The organism is Chromobacterium fluminis (genome assembly GCF_011602385.1).
Classification (GTDB): Bacteria; Pseudomonadota; Gammaproteobacteria; order Burkholderiales; family Chromobacteriaceae; genus Chromobacterium; species Chromobacterium fluminis.
In genome coordinates this window covers 66,036-79,248 of the sequence record NZ_JAAOMA010000001.1, presented here as the reverse complement: position 1 = coordinate 79,248, position 13,213 = coordinate 66,036, and the positions used below count along the sequence as shown (strand labels likewise).

The window sequence follows — 13,213 nt, the reverse complement described above, 5'->3', positions numbered from 1 at the left end:
AACAAGCGTGGAATTTAACGTAACACTACTGGGTCAGGCGATCACGTTCGCCATCCTGGTATGGTTCACCATGAAGTTTGTTTGGCCTCCGCTTACCAACATGATGGATGAGCGCGCCAAGCGCATCGCAGACGGCCTGGCCGCCGGCGAGCGTGGCAAGCAAGATCTGGAAGCCGCTGAGAAGCGCGTTGCGGACGAACTCCGCAAGGCTAAACAGCAAGCGACCGAAATCGTGATGGCCGCTGAAAAGCGCGCCAGCCAGATCGTGGACGAGGCCAAGGATGTTGCTCGCGTTGAAGGCGCGCGCATTGTGGCCGACGCCAAGTCTGAGATCGATCAGGAAGTCCTGCGCGCCAAGGAAACCCTGCGCGCGCAAGTGGCCGACCTGGCGGTTGCGGGTGCAGAGAAGATCCTGCGCAAAGAGATCGACTCGGCCAAGCACGCTGATCTGCTTGCCTCCATCAAAGCGGAGTTTTAATTAACTCATGGCAGAACTCATTACCGTAGCTAGGCCCTATGCCGAAGCGGTATACAGCCTCGCCACCGAGCAGCAAGCCACCCAGCAATGGTCGGAATCGCTGTCGTGGCTGGCTGCCATGGTGAAGAACCCGGATCTGGAAGCCGTCATCACCAATCCGAAACATACCGCACAAGAGCTTGAGGCGCTGATGCTGGACGTTCTGGGCACGCGCGGCAACGAGGACGTCAAACGTCTTCTGGCCGTGCTGATCGAGAACAGCCGTCTGACGCTGCTGCCGCAAATCGCCGAGCAGTTTGAAGTGTTCAAGGCGCAAGCGGAAGGCGTAGTGGACGCCGTGGTGGAAACGGCGTTTGCAATGAACGATGCACAGCAAGCCGAACTGACCGACACGCTTTCCAAGAAGTACGGCAAATCCGTACGGATTGATGTGCGTGACAACCCTGACCTGATCGGCGGGGTTCGTGTGTTGGTGGGCGACGATGTCATCGACGCTTCCGTGCGCGGCAAACTGCAAGCCATGGCAGTAAGCCTCAAGAATTAGGAGAGATCATGCAGTTGAACCCCTCTGAAATCAGCGATCTGATCAAGGCGAAGATTCAGAACCTGGCCGAAGGCGCAGAAACCCGTACCAAAGGTACCGTGATTTCCGTGACCGACGGCATCGTTCGTATCCATGGCCTGGCAGACGTGATGCAGGGTGAAATGCTCGAATTCCCGGGCAACACCTTCGGCCTCGCGATGAACCTGGAGCGCGACTCTGTCGGCGCCGTGGTTCTGGGCGAGTACGAGCACATCTCGGAAGGCGACGAAGTCACTTGTACCGGTCGCATTCTGGAAGTTCCGGTGGGTCCGGAACTGATTGGCCGCGTGGTCAACGCCCTGGGTCAGCCTATCGACGGCAAGGGCCCGGTTAACGCCAAGCTGTCCAGCCCGATCGAAAAGATCGCGCCGGGCGTGATTGCGCGTCAATCGGTATCCCAGCCGATGCAAACCGGCCTGAAAGCCATCGACTCGATGGTTCCGGTTGGCCGTGGTCAGCGCGAGCTGATCATCGGCGACCGTCAGACCGGCAAGACCGCGGTGGCGCTGGATGCGATCATCAACCAAAAAGACACCGGCGTGGTGTGCATCTACGTGGCGATCGGCCAAAAGGCCTCCTCCATCGCCAACGTGGTGCGCAAGCTGGAAGAGCATGGCGCGCTGGGTCACACCATCGTGGTGGCCGCGACCGCTTCCGAAGCCGCCGCGCTGCAGTTCATCGCCCCGTACTCCGGTTGCGCGATGGGCGAATACTTCCGCGACATCGGCGAAGACGCGCTGATCGTATACGACGACCTGTCCAAACAGGCTGTCGCCTACCGTCAGATTTCGCTGCTGCTGCGCCGTCCGCCGGGCCGCGAAGCCTACCCCGGCGACGTGTTCTATCTGCACTCCCGTCTGCTGGAACGCGCTTCCCGCATCAATGAAGACGAAGTGGCCAAGCTGACCAATGGCGAAGTGAAAGGCAAGACTGGTTCCCTGACAGCGCTGCCCATCATCGAAACCCAGGCCGGCGACGTTTCCGCCTTCGTGCCGACCAACGTGATCTCGATCACCGACGGTCAGATCTTCCTGGAAACCGACCTCTTCAACGCAGGCATCCGCCCGGCCATCAACGCCGGTATTTCGGTATCCCGCGTTGGCGGCGCCGCGCAGACCAAGGTGATCAAGAAGCTGGGCGGCGGTATCCGTCTGGCCCTGGCCCAGTATCGTGAACTGGCTGCGTTCTCGCAGTTCGCTTCCGACCTGGACGAGGCTACCCGCAAGCAACTGCAACACGGCGAAGTGGTTACCGAGCTGATGAAGCAGAAGCAGTTCCTGCCGCTGGCCACCGCCGAAATGGCGTTGACCCTGTGGGCGGTGAACAAGGGCAGCTACGAAGACGTTCCGGTGAAGAAGGCCCTGGCTTTCGAAGCGGCGTTCCTCGCCTATGTGCGCGCGAACCATCACGATGTGTTGGCCGCGGTGAACGCTTCCGGCGACTTGTCCGGCGACAACGAGAAAATCCTGGCCAAGGCGATGGAATCGTTCAAGGCTGGCTTCAGCTACAACTGAGTCTTTTCGGTTAACGCAAACAGTTACTAGGAAAGGTTCAGGATATGGCAGTCGGCAAAGAGATTCTCACCAAGATCCGAAGCGTGCAAAACACGCAGAAGATCACTCGCGCAATGCAAATGGTGGCGACCTCCAAGATGCGCAAAACGCAAGAGCGTATGCGCGCTGCCCGTCCTTACGCCGAGAAGGTGCGCACAGTCATGGCGCACCTTGCTCAGGCGAACACGGATCTTGAGCACCCGCTGTTGCAAAGCCGCGACGTAGTCAAACGCGCCGGCATCATCCTGATGACCTCCGACAAGGGCCTGTGCGGCGGCTTGAACGTGAATACGCTCAAGCGCTTCTTCGCCCAAGTCAAGGGTCTGCAGGATCAGGGCATCGAAGTCGATGTCTGCTGCCTGGGCCAGAAAGGCCTGGCGGCATGCCAGCGCGCGCGCCTCAACGTCGTGGCCAGCGCAACCCAGCTCGGCGATGTGCCGAAGATGGAAAAACTGATTGGCCCGCTTACGGTGCTGTTCAAGCAGTACGCCGAAGGCGAACTGGACGCGCTCTACATCGTTTACTCCCGTTTCATCAATACGATGAAGCAGGAGCCGGCGACTGAACAGCTGCTGCCGCTGACTTCGGAACACATGGTGGTGGAGCACTCGCACTCGTGGGATTACCTGTACGAGCCGAGCGCGCTTGCCGTGATGGAGTTTCTGGTCAAACGCTATATCGAGTCCGTGGTGTTCGAGGCGATGGCCGAGAACATGGCCTCCGAGCAAGCTGCCCGCATGGTGGCGATGAAATCCGCCACGGACAACGCCGGTAACACGATCAAGCAACTGCGCCTGGTGTACAACAAGGCTCGTCAGGCTGCGATCACTACCGAGTTGTCTGAAATCGTGGCAGGCGCCGCAGCGGTGTAAGCCGTCGCAGACTGAAAAAGTTTAATGTTTAGGAACCGATAATGAGCCAAGGTAAAATCGTACAAATCATTGGCGCGGTGATCGACGTGGAATTCCCGCGCGACGCCATGCCAAAGGTTTATGATGCCCTGAAGCTGGTTGATGCCGACCTGACGCTCGAAGTCCAGCAGCAGCTGGGCGACGGCGTGGCGCGCACCATCGCCATGGGTAGCTCTGACGGCCTGAAGCGTGGCATGAGCGTAGTCAACACCGGCGCACCGATCTCGGTGCCGGTGGGCAGCGCCACCCTGGGCCGCATCATGGATGTCTTGGGCAACCCGGTGGACGAAGCCGGCGCGGTAGCGACCGATGTTCGCCGCGCCATCCACCAGCCCGCTCCGAAGTTTGACGAGCTCTCCCCCGCCACCGACCTGCTGGAAACCGGCATCAAGGTGATCGACCTGCTGTGCCCGTTCGCCAAGGGCGGCAAAGTGGGCCTGTTCGGCGGCGCCGGCGTGGGCAAGACCGTCAACATGATGGAACTGATCAACAACATCGCCAAGGCACACTCCGGTTTGTCCGTGTTTGCCGGCGTTGGCGAGCGCACTCGTGAAGGTAACGACTTCTATCACGAGATGAAGGACTCCAACGTACTGGACAAAGTGGCGATGGTGTACGGCCAGATGAACGAGCCGCCGGGCAACCGTCTGCGCGTGGCCCTGACCGGTCTGACCATGGCCGAGCACTTCCGCGACGAGAAAGACGAAAGCGGCAAAGGCCGCGACGTGCTGTTCTTCGTGGACAACATCTACCGTTACACCCTGGCCGGTACCGAAGTATCCGCTCTGCTGGGCCGTATGCCTTCCGCCGTGGGCTATCAGCCGACGTTGGCGGAAGAAATGGGCCGCCTGCAAGAGCGCATTACCTCGACCCGCGATGGCTCGATCACCTCCATCCAGGCCGTATACGTGCCTGCGGATGACTTGACCGACCCGTCCCCGGCGACCACCTTCGCCCACTTGGACGCTACCGTGGTTCTGTCGCGCGACATCGCTTCGCTGGGTATCTACCCGGCGGTGGATCCGCTCGACTCCACCTCGCGTCAGTTGGATCCGCTGGTGGTGGGCGACGAGCACTACACGGTAGCCCGTGGCGTGCAGTCCACCCTGCAGCGTTACAAGGAACTGCGCGACATCATCGCGATTCTGGGTATGGACGAATTGTCCGAGGAAGACAAACTGGTCGTGGCTCGCGCCCGCAAGATCCAGCGCTTCCTGTCCCAGCCGTTCCATGTGGCTGAAGTATTTACCGGTTCGCCGGGCAAATACGTGCCGCTGCGCGAAACCATCAAGGGTTTCAAGGCCATTCTCGCTGGCGAGTACGACCATCTGCCGGAACAGGCGTTCTATATGGTGGGTTCGATCGAAGAAGCTGCCGAGAAAGCCAAGACTCTTAACTAAGGAGAGGGCTGATGTCCAAGATGCGTGTGGAAGTGGTCAGCACCGAGCAAATGATCTTCTCCGGCGAAGCTGAATTTGTGGTTGCGCCGGCTACCGAAGGCGAGATCGGTGTGTATCCCCAACACGTGCCGCTCCTGACCCGTATCAAGCCCGGCGTGCTGCGTCTGAAAGTGCCGGGCAGCAGCGAAGAAGTTCTGGTGGCAGTGTCTGGCGGCATGATGGAAGTGCAGCCCAGCCTGATCACCGTGCTGGCGGATACGGCGATTCGCGGCGAGGATCTCGACGAGGCCCGCGCCAATGAGGCAAAACGCGCTGCGGAGGATTCCCTCAAGCGCGCCACCGACGACCTCTCCACCGCGAAGGCGCACGCTGCTCTGGCAGTGGCCATCGCGGAGTTGAAGGCGCTGGATTTCCTCAAGAAGCGCGCCCACTGATAAGAGATGTAATCGTGTATAGTAGGCTGCCACGCAAGTGGCAGCCTTTTTCCGTTTTCGACTTGTGAAAAACCATGGATAGTCTCAGCATCGTCATTCTCGCTGCCGGCAAAGGCAAGCGCATGTACTCCTCCAAACCCAAAGTATTGCACCCCATAGGCGGCGAACCGATGCTGGCGCGGGTGATCCGCACCGCGCGCGCGCTGAAGCCGGCGCGCTTGATCGTGGTGTACGGCCACGGCGGCGAACAGGTGCGGGCGGCGATTCCGGACGCGGACCTGATCTGGGCGGAGCAGGCCGAACAACTGGGCACCGGCCACGCGCTGAAGATGGCCCTGCCGCATCTGCCGGCGGACGGCAAGACCATGGTGCTGTACGGCGACGTGCCGCTGACCAAGGCGAACACGCTGCGCCGCTTGTCCGACGCCGCCGGCGCGGGCATGGCGGTGTTGACCGACGTGCTGGACGACGCCAGCGGCTACGGCCGCATGGTGCGCGGCGCGAACGGCAAGCTGCAGGCCATCGTCGAGCACAAGGACTGCACGCCGGAGCAATTGGCTATCCGTGAAATCAACACCGGCATGGTGGCCCTGCCCAATGCGCGGTTGGCCGGCTGGCTCGCCGCGCTCAACAACGGCAATGCCCAGGGCGAATACTATCTGACCGATGTGCTGGCCCTGGCGGTGGCGGACGGCGTGAGCGTGGACAGCGCCAGCGTGGACGCCAGCTGGGAAGCGGCCGGCGTCAACAACAAGGTGCAGCTGGCCGAGCTGGAGCGCATCCTGCAGCGCAACCAGGCGCACGCTTTGCTGGAGGCCGGCGTCACGCTGGCGGACCCGGCGCGCATCGACATCCGCGGCGAACTTACCCATGGCATGGACGTGAGCATAGACGTGGGCTGCGTGTTCGAAGGCACGGTGGAGCTGGGTGAGCAGGTGGAGATCGGCGCGCATTGTGTGTTGAAGAACGTCAAGGTGGCCGCCGGCACCAAGATCGCGCCGTTCTCGCATCTGGAAGACGCGGTGGTGGGCGAGGGATGTCGGATTGGGCCTTACGCCCGGCTGCGCCCCGGCGCCCAACTGGCCGGCCACGTGCATATCGGCAACTTCGTCGAAGTGAAGAAGAGCGCTATCGGCGAAGGCTCCAAGGTCAATCACCTGAGCTATATCGGCGATGCCGAGATTGGCAGCAAGGTGAATGTGGGCGCCGGCTCGGTGACCTGCAACTACGATGGGATCAACAAGTTCAAGACCGTGATCGGCGACAACGTTTTCGTTGGTTCCGGCACCCTGATGGTGGCGCCGGTGACGCTGGAGCCCTACAGCACCATAGGCGCCGGCTCGGTGATCAGCCGGACCGCGCCGGCCGGAGAGCTGACGGTGGCGCGCGCGCGCCAGGTCACGGTGCCGGGCTGGAAACGGCCGCAGAAAAAGAGCTGAGCCGCGCCGCTCAGTCAGGGCCGACGGCGCGCCGTAGCAGCGTGGCGGACGGCCTTTCTCCAAATAAGCGTTTGTAGTCGGTGGCGAACTGGCTCATATGCCAGAAACCCCAGGCCGCGGCGATATCTTGCACAGTGTGGTGGCGAGAGTCAGGGCTGAGCAGTTCGCGTTGCACCGCGTTCAGTCGGATGCTCTTGAGATAGGTCAGCGGACACAGCCCCAGCGTGTTCTGAAAAATGTTCTGCAAGGTGCGCCGGCTGAGGTTGAGGTGTTGGCACAGGTCGGCCACCACCAGCGCCTCGTCCGGTTGGCTCATCACGAAGTCGCGCGCCTTGCGCACCAGCCGCCAGTGACTGCGCAGGCTGCGTTGCTGCGTGGGCGCCGGCAAGGCGCTGGCCAGCAGTTCGGTCAATCCATCCAGCAATTCGTGACGCATGAAGCGGTAGGCGGTGATGTCGGCCGGCCCCAGGCGGCTGCGTTCGGCCTCGATCAACAGCTGGCGCTGGCGCAAGATGAAGTCGCGCTTGCGCTCCGGGTCCAGCTGCAGCAGCGGCTGGTCTTTCAGAGACAAGGGCAGTCCGCCGTCCAGGGTCAGCCTGGCGTGCTCATCCAGTTCCGCTTGCGGCACCACCAGTCCCATGATGCGAAAATTATCCGGCGTGGTCAGTTCGAAGTCCTCGCCGCCGGTGCTGATGGCGATGGCGCCATTGCCCATCTGCCCGCCGTCGCGGGCCGCGCCGGGCTGGTCGGGGCAGGGCAGGCCGAACCAGTAGGCGTCCGGCCAGACTACGCAGGACTGGCGCAGCGAACGGCTGGTGAACTCTTCGAAGCATTGCAGCTGATCCAGCCACAACTCTTTCACATGGCCGAAGAAAAGGCCGGGCAACAACTGATCGTAAAGTTGCTGCCAGGCCGTGATCGCGCATGCCTGTTCAAAACTGTTGTTGGTTTCGCGGTGCTTGACGCCGACCTCGGCGCCTAGCGGCGCCAGCGGCTCCCGGGGCGGAGGGCTGGTCGCGCGCAGCTGGTGCAAGGGGCCTGATCCTGGACTGGGGTCTGACATGGTGTTTCCCTTTCGTATACGGTGGCTGGCGGCGGTCTCTCCCGTGCCGCCTACAGCAAGCTGGCCAATAGCGCGGGGGCGGGGCGGGGAATGACGGTTTGCTGCACCAGCAATCCTTTCTCGCCGGCGCTGCGCGCGGCGACGTCGATGGCGCTAGCCACGGCGGCCACATCGCCGCTGAGGACGAAATAGCATTTGCCGCCGATGCCGAAGGCCAGATGAATGCGGATCAGCGTCACTTCCGCGGTTTTGGCGGCCAGGTCCGCCGCCGCGATGCAGGCGGCGACGCTATAGCTTTCCACCACTCCCACGGCCGCCGCGTGTTCCAGCCGGGTCACGCCGCTGATGGCGGGCAGCACGTCCGGATGCAGCCTGGCGATGGAGAAGTGATCGACCAGCAGGTGGCCGGCGGCCTGCCGGCCCTGCGCCGCGGCCTGTTCGACCGAGGCGGCGTCGCCGCCCACCAGCACGATGAATTTGCCGGGGCAGATGGTCTTGGCCGCCAGCAGCTCCACATGGGCGGATTTGAGCATCGCGTCGGCGGTTTCAATGCCCCGGGCGATGCTGCTCAGTTCTATCAGGGCGATGGCGTGAGGCATGTGGGCTCCGAGGTTTGGATGACGATGGTTTCCGCGTCCAGCGCGACGACGACGCCGTCCACGCTGGCATGCAAGGCCGCGCCCAGCGCGCCCTGGGGCATGGCGGCGATCAACTGCCCTTCGCGTACCCGCTCTCCCGTCGCGACGCAGGGCTGCGCGGCCGCGCCGATGTGCTGGCGCAGCGGCAGCACCACTTTCTCGGGACGGTACGCCATAGCCTGAAACGGCGCCTTGTGGTTGAGCAAATCCAGGTCGAGACGGGTGATCAGGCGGGACACCGGCACCAGACGATGGCGCGCCATCGGATCGGCGGGCCTCAGCGCGCCCTGGTAGCGAAGCCCCTGGGCGCGCAGTTCGGCCTTGAGCAGGAGGTTGACGCGCAGCGGCGAGATCTCCACCGGGCAGGCGTAGGCTTCGCAGACGCCGCATTCCGAGCAGGTCAGAGCCGCCAGCACGGTGTCCGGGCTGGGGCCGGCATGGCGGTAGTTGACCGCGCGCACGATCAGGTGCGGCGGCAGTTCGTGGCCGATCAGGTGGCGCGGGCACAGCTCGGTGCACAGGCAGCACTGCTCGCACACCGTGCGCGCCATCGCCAGCTGCGCCGCGTCGCCGCGCTGGCGGCGGCGGATCAGCAGATGGTCGTGCGGCAAGGCCAGCAGGCCGCCGGTGGTCTTGGTCACCGGCAGGTCCAGCGAGGGCAGCAGCCTGCCCATCATCGGCCCGCCGTCGATGAAGGCGACATCGTCGCGGCTGGGCCCGCCGGCCAGCGCCAGCGCTTCGCGCAAGGGCGTGCCCAGCGGCAGGGTCAGCGTCAGCGGTTGTTTGACCAGGCCGTTGACGGTCAGGGTGCGGCGCGTGACCGGCCGCTCCTGGTCCACCGCCGCGGCCACATTGAGCAGGGTCTGCACATTGCTGACCACCACGCCCACGTCCAGCGGCAAGCCGGCCGGCGGCACGCGCCGCCCGGTGGCGAGCCAAATGGTGATCACTTCGTCGCCGGCCGGATAGATGTCTTCCAGAATGTGCAGGCGGACGTCGGCGGGCAACAGCGGCGTCAGCGCGGCAATGGCCTCGCGGTACTTGGCCTTGAGCGCGATCACGCCCTGGGTCGCGCCGGTGGCGGTCATGCCGTGGCGCAGACCGCGCAGCAGCGCCGCCGCCTCGCGCGCCGCCAGTTGCTGATCCACCTTGAGCAGAGGTTCGCACTCGGCGCCGTTGACGAGATAGGTGTCGGCTCGCGCCGCCAGTTTGACCGCGACGGGAAAGCCCGCGCCGCCGGCGCCGACAACGCCGGCGGCGGCCACCCGCTGGCGGATGAGTTCGGCGCTGATCATGGCTGGCTCCCGGCGCGGAAATAACGGCCGCGACGGCGCAGCAGCGTTCCGGCGCGGCATTGCGCCTGCAGCCAGCCGCGATTCAGGCCGACGAAGGGGAAGGCGGTTTGCAGGTCGACCAGGCTCATGCCGCCTGGCTCCGCGGCGATGCGGGCCAGCACCGCCGCCTCGTCCAAGGCGGCGGCCGGCGCGGCCACGGTCTCCGGCGGCCGCAGCATCGCGTCTACCAGTATTTCGGTGTCGGGATCAGGTCGGCCTATCTCGCAGCGGCTAATCACTTCGCCCAAGCGCCGCGCCGCGGCGACGCCGGCGTCCAGCGCCGCGCGGCAGGCGGCGAGGTCGCCCTCCACCACCAGCGAGATCATGCCGGGGTCGGTGCGCCATTGCCGCAACAGGCGAACATTCGCGGACTTGAGCATGGCGTCCGCCGCCTCGATGGCGGTGGCCAGCCCTCTGACTTCCAGCAAGCCCAAGGCATTGATCATCTGCGGCCTCCGCTTACATCAGGGTGATGGGCTGGCGGCCCACGTCCAGCACCGCCTGGGTGAAGGCCTGGCAGGCGGCGCTGCAGGCGGCCTGGCTGCCGGTGAGGAAGGCGCCGGAGTAGTTGGTTTCCGACGGCGGCGGCACATAGCTGGCCAATTGCACGTCGGCGGCCTTGAGCGCGGCGTCGATGCCGAAGGTGGCTTCCAGCGGCGGCGCGATCAGATAGGCCAGCGGCTCGCCCTGCCGCACGCCGGTTTGCGCGGACAGGTAGGAGCCGCTGCGCGAGACCACGTGAGCGAGAAAGGCGCAGTCCTCGGCCTCGTTGGCCCAGCGGAAGGCGGGCCCGTCCGCGATGGTGGCCATCATCGAATCCAGTCCGGCGCGCACCTCGGCCGGCGAGCCGCCGCCAAGGATGATCAGCACTTCGCCAGCGGTGGGCGAGGAGCTGTGGGCCGCGCCGGCGTACAGCGAGCGGCCGAACACCACTTCCACCTGCGCCTGCTTGGTGGCTTCGTCGGCGGCGATGTAGGCGACGTCGTCCGAGTCGGCGGTGAGAAGACCCAGGCTGTTGATGTGGGGGGGCAGCTTGAGCGCGGCCTTGAAGTCGGCTTGGGCAGAGGCGATCAGGCGTACGGCCTTCACGCTGGGTTTGATCAGGTCCAGAACTGCCATGACGGTCTCCTTTAACGGTTCAGCGCCATGCCGGAAGCCTTCTTCTCCAGCATGCGTTTGGCGAGGTCTACGATGACGGCGGCGGCTTCCACCGGCGGCGTGCCGCCGCGGTGGATGTTGGAAAGGCAGGTACGGTCGGCTTCCACCGTGGCGGCGGTGGGCGCGTACACCATGTAGCAGGACAGGCTTTCCGATTGCCCAAGGCCCGGGCGCTCGCCCACCAGCAGGATCACCACCTGCGCGCCCAGCGTTTCGCCCACCTGGTCTTCCACCTTGACCCGGCCGTAGCGGACGAAGAAGGGCGTGCCGACATCGAGGCCGGCGCTTTCCAGCCCCTTGAGCAAGGGCGGCAGGATTTCGTCGAAGTTGGCGGTGACGGCGTCGGTGGACAGGCCGTCGGACACCACCACCTGCACTTGCGGCCGTTGCTTGCAGCGCGTTTTCAGCAGTTGCAGCGAGGTTTCGTTCAGGCGGCGGCCCATGTCGGGGCGGGTCAGATACTGGTCTTTGTTGTCGATCTCGCTTTGCAGCTCCAGCAGGCCTTTTTCCTGCACCCATTGCTGCGGCACCTCTTTGAGCACGGTGTCCTTGGAGCGCGAGTGATCGGCCAGGAAGCGCAGCAGCGCGGTGGTGCGCGGGCGCGGGCCGGCGCGGCCGGTGCAGACGCGGGCGGCGGTGTTGGCGCGGAATTCGGCCAGCACTTCGGCGCGTTGGGGCGCCGCCACGCCCATCCATAGCCGGAAGTCTTCGCCGCCCAGATCGGGCAGGCTTTCCTCGCTGTTGGCCGGGGCGGGTTCTACGACGCTGGCGACGGCGGGCGCGGGTTGCGCCAGTTGGGTCATCACCGCGCGTACGATTTCGTCGATTTGCTGCTTGTCCATGGTTATGGGCTCCAAGTCAGAAGAAGAAGGACGCATCGCCAGCGCGGCGCGTCAGCCTGCCGTTTTCCATCAGCCCCATGGTTTCCAGCCAGGCCTCGAATTCCGGCGCCGGGCGCAGGCCCAGCAATTGGCGGATGGTGGCGGTATCGTGGAAGGCCGTGGTCTGGTAATTCAGCATGATGTCGTCGCCCAGCGGCATGGCGATGATGAAGTTGCAGCCCGCCGTGGCCAGCAGAATGGCCAGGTTTTCGTTGGAGTTCTGGTTGGCGTCGGCGTGGTTGGTGTAGCAGCAGTCGCAGCCCATCGAGATGCCGGAGAGCTTGCCCATGAAGTGGTCTTCCAGACCGGCTCGGATGATCTGGCGGTCGTTGTACAGGTATTCCGGGCCGATGAAGCCGACCACGGTGTTGACGATGAAGGGGTCGTAGTGGCGGGCAAGCCCGTAGTTGCGCGCTTCCATCGTCACCTGGTCCGCGCCGTTGTGCGCGCCGGCGGACAGCGCCGAGCCCTGGCCGGTTTCAAAGTACAGATAATTGTCGCCGGCGATGCGGTTGTGTTGGCGTCCCACCTCGCGGGCCTCATCCAGCAGCTCCAGCGTCACGCCGAACTCCTTCAGCCCCTTTTCGCTGCCGCAGATGCTTTGGAAGATCAGTCCGCCGGGCGCGCCCTGGCGGATAGCCTCGATCTGGGTGGAGATGTGCGCCAGCACGCAGCCCTGGGTGGGAATCCGGTATTTGTCGATGGCATCGTAGATGGTGTCCAGAACGCGGCGCACGTTTTCCACGTTGTCGGTCACCGGGTTGACGCCTATCACCGCGTCGCCCATGCCGAAGGACAGCCCTTCGAACATCTGCGCGGCGATGCTTTTCACGTCGTCGCGGGTGTCGTTGGGCTGCAAGCGCGCGCTGAAGCGGCCGGGCAGGCCTATGGTGGTGTTGGCGCGCTTGATCACCGGCATTTTCTTGGCGCCGTAGATCAGGTCGGCGTTGGAGCAGAGCTTGGCCACCGCCGCCACCATTTCCGAGGTCATGCCCTTGCGCAGGAAGTCCAGCGCCTCGGCGTCGACGTCGTCGCCCAACACCGCCTCGCGCAGCTCGCCCACGCTCCAGTTGCGGATGCGGGCGTAGGCGGCCTCGTTGAGGTCGTCCTGGATCACCCGAGTGACGCAGTCCTCCTCGTAGGGAATGACCGGGTTTTCGCGCAGGTCGGCCAGGGTCAGCTCGGACAGCACCTGCTTGGCGGCCACGCGTTCCTGCGCGCTTTGCGCGGCCACGCCGGCCAGCATGTCGCCGGAGCGCGGCTCGTTGGCCTTGGCCAACACCTCCTTGACGTCGCGGAACTGATAGGTCTTGCCGAATAAATGCGTCTTCAGTTTCATGA

General features: G+C 64.3%; 14 protein-coding genes. 7 read left to right on the top strand and 7 right to left on the bottom strand.

Annotated elements, in window-relative coordinates:
- Positions 1 to 7: 7 nt before the first annotated feature.
- From HA052_RS00330 to glmU, 7 genes are all read left to right on the top strand, one after another.
- Entirely contained in the window at positions 8 to 478 is a 471-nt protein-coding gene (locus HA052_RS00330) for a F0F1 ATP synthase subunit B (protein WP_048413017.1), read from the top strand.
- 7 nt (positions 479 to 485) lie between these two features.
- Complete coding sequence (locus tag HA052_RS00325; protein WP_081544874.1) at positions 486 to 1,022, top strand: F0F1 ATP synthase subunit delta; 537 nt, start codon at positions 486 to 488, stop codon at positions 1,020 to 1,022.
- Between the two features lie 8 nt (positions 1,023 to 1,030).
- Positions 1,031 to 2,575 carry a F0F1 ATP synthase subunit alpha gene (gene atpA, locus HA052_RS00320; RefSeq protein WP_081544873.1) on the top strand — a complete coding sequence of 515 codons (1,545 nt, stop codon included), beginning with the start codon at positions 1,031 to 1,033 and terminating at the stop codon, positions 2,573 to 2,575.
- A 44-nt stretch (positions 2,576 to 2,619) separates the two neighbouring features.
- A complete protein-coding gene (atpG, locus tag HA052_RS00315; RefSeq protein ID WP_166450357.1) occupies positions 2,620 to 3,486 on the top strand; it encodes a F0F1 ATP synthase subunit gamma in 867 nt (288 codons plus the stop codon).
- A 41-nt stretch (positions 3,487 to 3,527) separates the two neighbouring features.
- Complete coding sequence (atpD, locus tag HA052_RS00310) at positions 3,528 to 4,925, top strand: F0F1 ATP synthase subunit beta (RefSeq protein ID WP_019103741.1); 1,398 nt, start codon at positions 3,528 to 3,530, stop codon at positions 4,923 to 4,925.
- 11 nt (positions 4,926 to 4,936) lie between these two features.
- The gene (locus tag HA052_RS00305; protein WP_019103740.1) at positions 4,937 to 5,359 is read left to right on the top strand and encodes a F0F1 ATP synthase subunit epsilon; all 423 of its coding nucleotides are present in this window, start codon (positions 4,937 to 4,939) and stop codon (positions 5,357 to 5,359) included.
- Between the two features lie 74 nt (positions 5,360 to 5,433).
- On the top strand, positions 5,434 to 6,798 hold the full coding sequence (glmU, locus tag HA052_RS00300; protein WP_166450356.1) for a bifunctional UDP-N-acetylglucosamine diphosphorylase/glucosamine-1-phosphate N-acetyltransferase GlmU: 1,365 nt from the start codon (positions 5,434 to 5,436) through the stop codon (positions 6,796 to 6,798).
- 10 nt (positions 6,799 to 6,808) lie between these two features.
- Here the strand turns inward: glmU and HA052_RS00295 are convergent, their stop codons facing one another.
- From HA052_RS00295 to HA052_RS00265, 7 genes are read right to left on the bottom strand one after another with little or no spacing between them, the layout of a single operon-like run.
- A complete protein-coding gene (locus tag HA052_RS00295; RefSeq protein WP_166450355.1) occupies positions 6,809 to 7,861 on the bottom strand; it encodes a helix-turn-helix domain-containing protein in 1,053 nt (350 codons plus the stop codon).
- Between the two features lie 50 nt (positions 7,862 to 7,911).
- Positions 7,912 to 8,460: a BMC domain-containing protein gene (locus HA052_RS00290; protein ID WP_166450354.1), complete on the bottom strand. Its 549-nt coding sequence runs from the start codon at positions 8,458 to 8,460 to the stop codon at positions 7,912 to 7,914.
- Positions 8,439 to 9,794 carry a 4Fe-4S dicluster domain-containing protein gene (locus HA052_RS00285; RefSeq protein ID WP_166450353.1) on the bottom strand — a complete coding sequence of 452 codons (1,356 nt, stop codon included), beginning with the start codon at positions 9,792 to 9,794 and terminating at the stop codon, positions 8,439 to 8,441. Before HA052_RS00285 ends, HA052_RS00290 begins: the two co-directional genes overlap by 22 nt.
- Entirely contained in the window at positions 9,791 to 10,279 is a 489-nt protein-coding gene (locus tag HA052_RS00280; protein WP_166450352.1) for a BMC domain-containing protein, read from the bottom strand. Before HA052_RS00280 ends, HA052_RS00285 begins: the two co-directional genes overlap by 4 nt.
- Before the next feature lie 13 nt (positions 10,280 to 10,292).
- The gene (eutL, locus tag HA052_RS00275) at positions 10,293 to 10,952 is read right to left on the bottom strand and encodes an ethanolamine utilization microcompartment protein EutL (protein ID WP_166450351.1); all 660 of its coding nucleotides are present in this window, start codon (positions 10,950 to 10,952) and stop codon (positions 10,293 to 10,295) included.
- A gap of 11 nt (positions 10,953 to 10,963) precedes the next feature.
- A complete protein-coding gene (gene eutC / locus HA052_RS00270) occupies positions 10,964 to 11,833 on the bottom strand; it encodes an ethanolamine ammonia-lyase subunit EutC (protein WP_166450350.1) in 870 nt (289 codons plus the stop codon).
- A 16-nt stretch (positions 11,834 to 11,849) separates the two neighbouring features.
- Positions 11,850 to 13,211 carry an ethanolamine ammonia-lyase subunit EutB gene (locus tag HA052_RS00265; protein WP_166450349.1) on the bottom strand — a complete coding sequence of 454 codons (1,362 nt, stop codon included), beginning with the start codon at positions 13,209 to 13,211 and terminating at the stop codon, positions 11,850 to 11,852.
- Between the last annotated feature and the right edge of the window lie 2 nt (positions 13,212 to 13,213).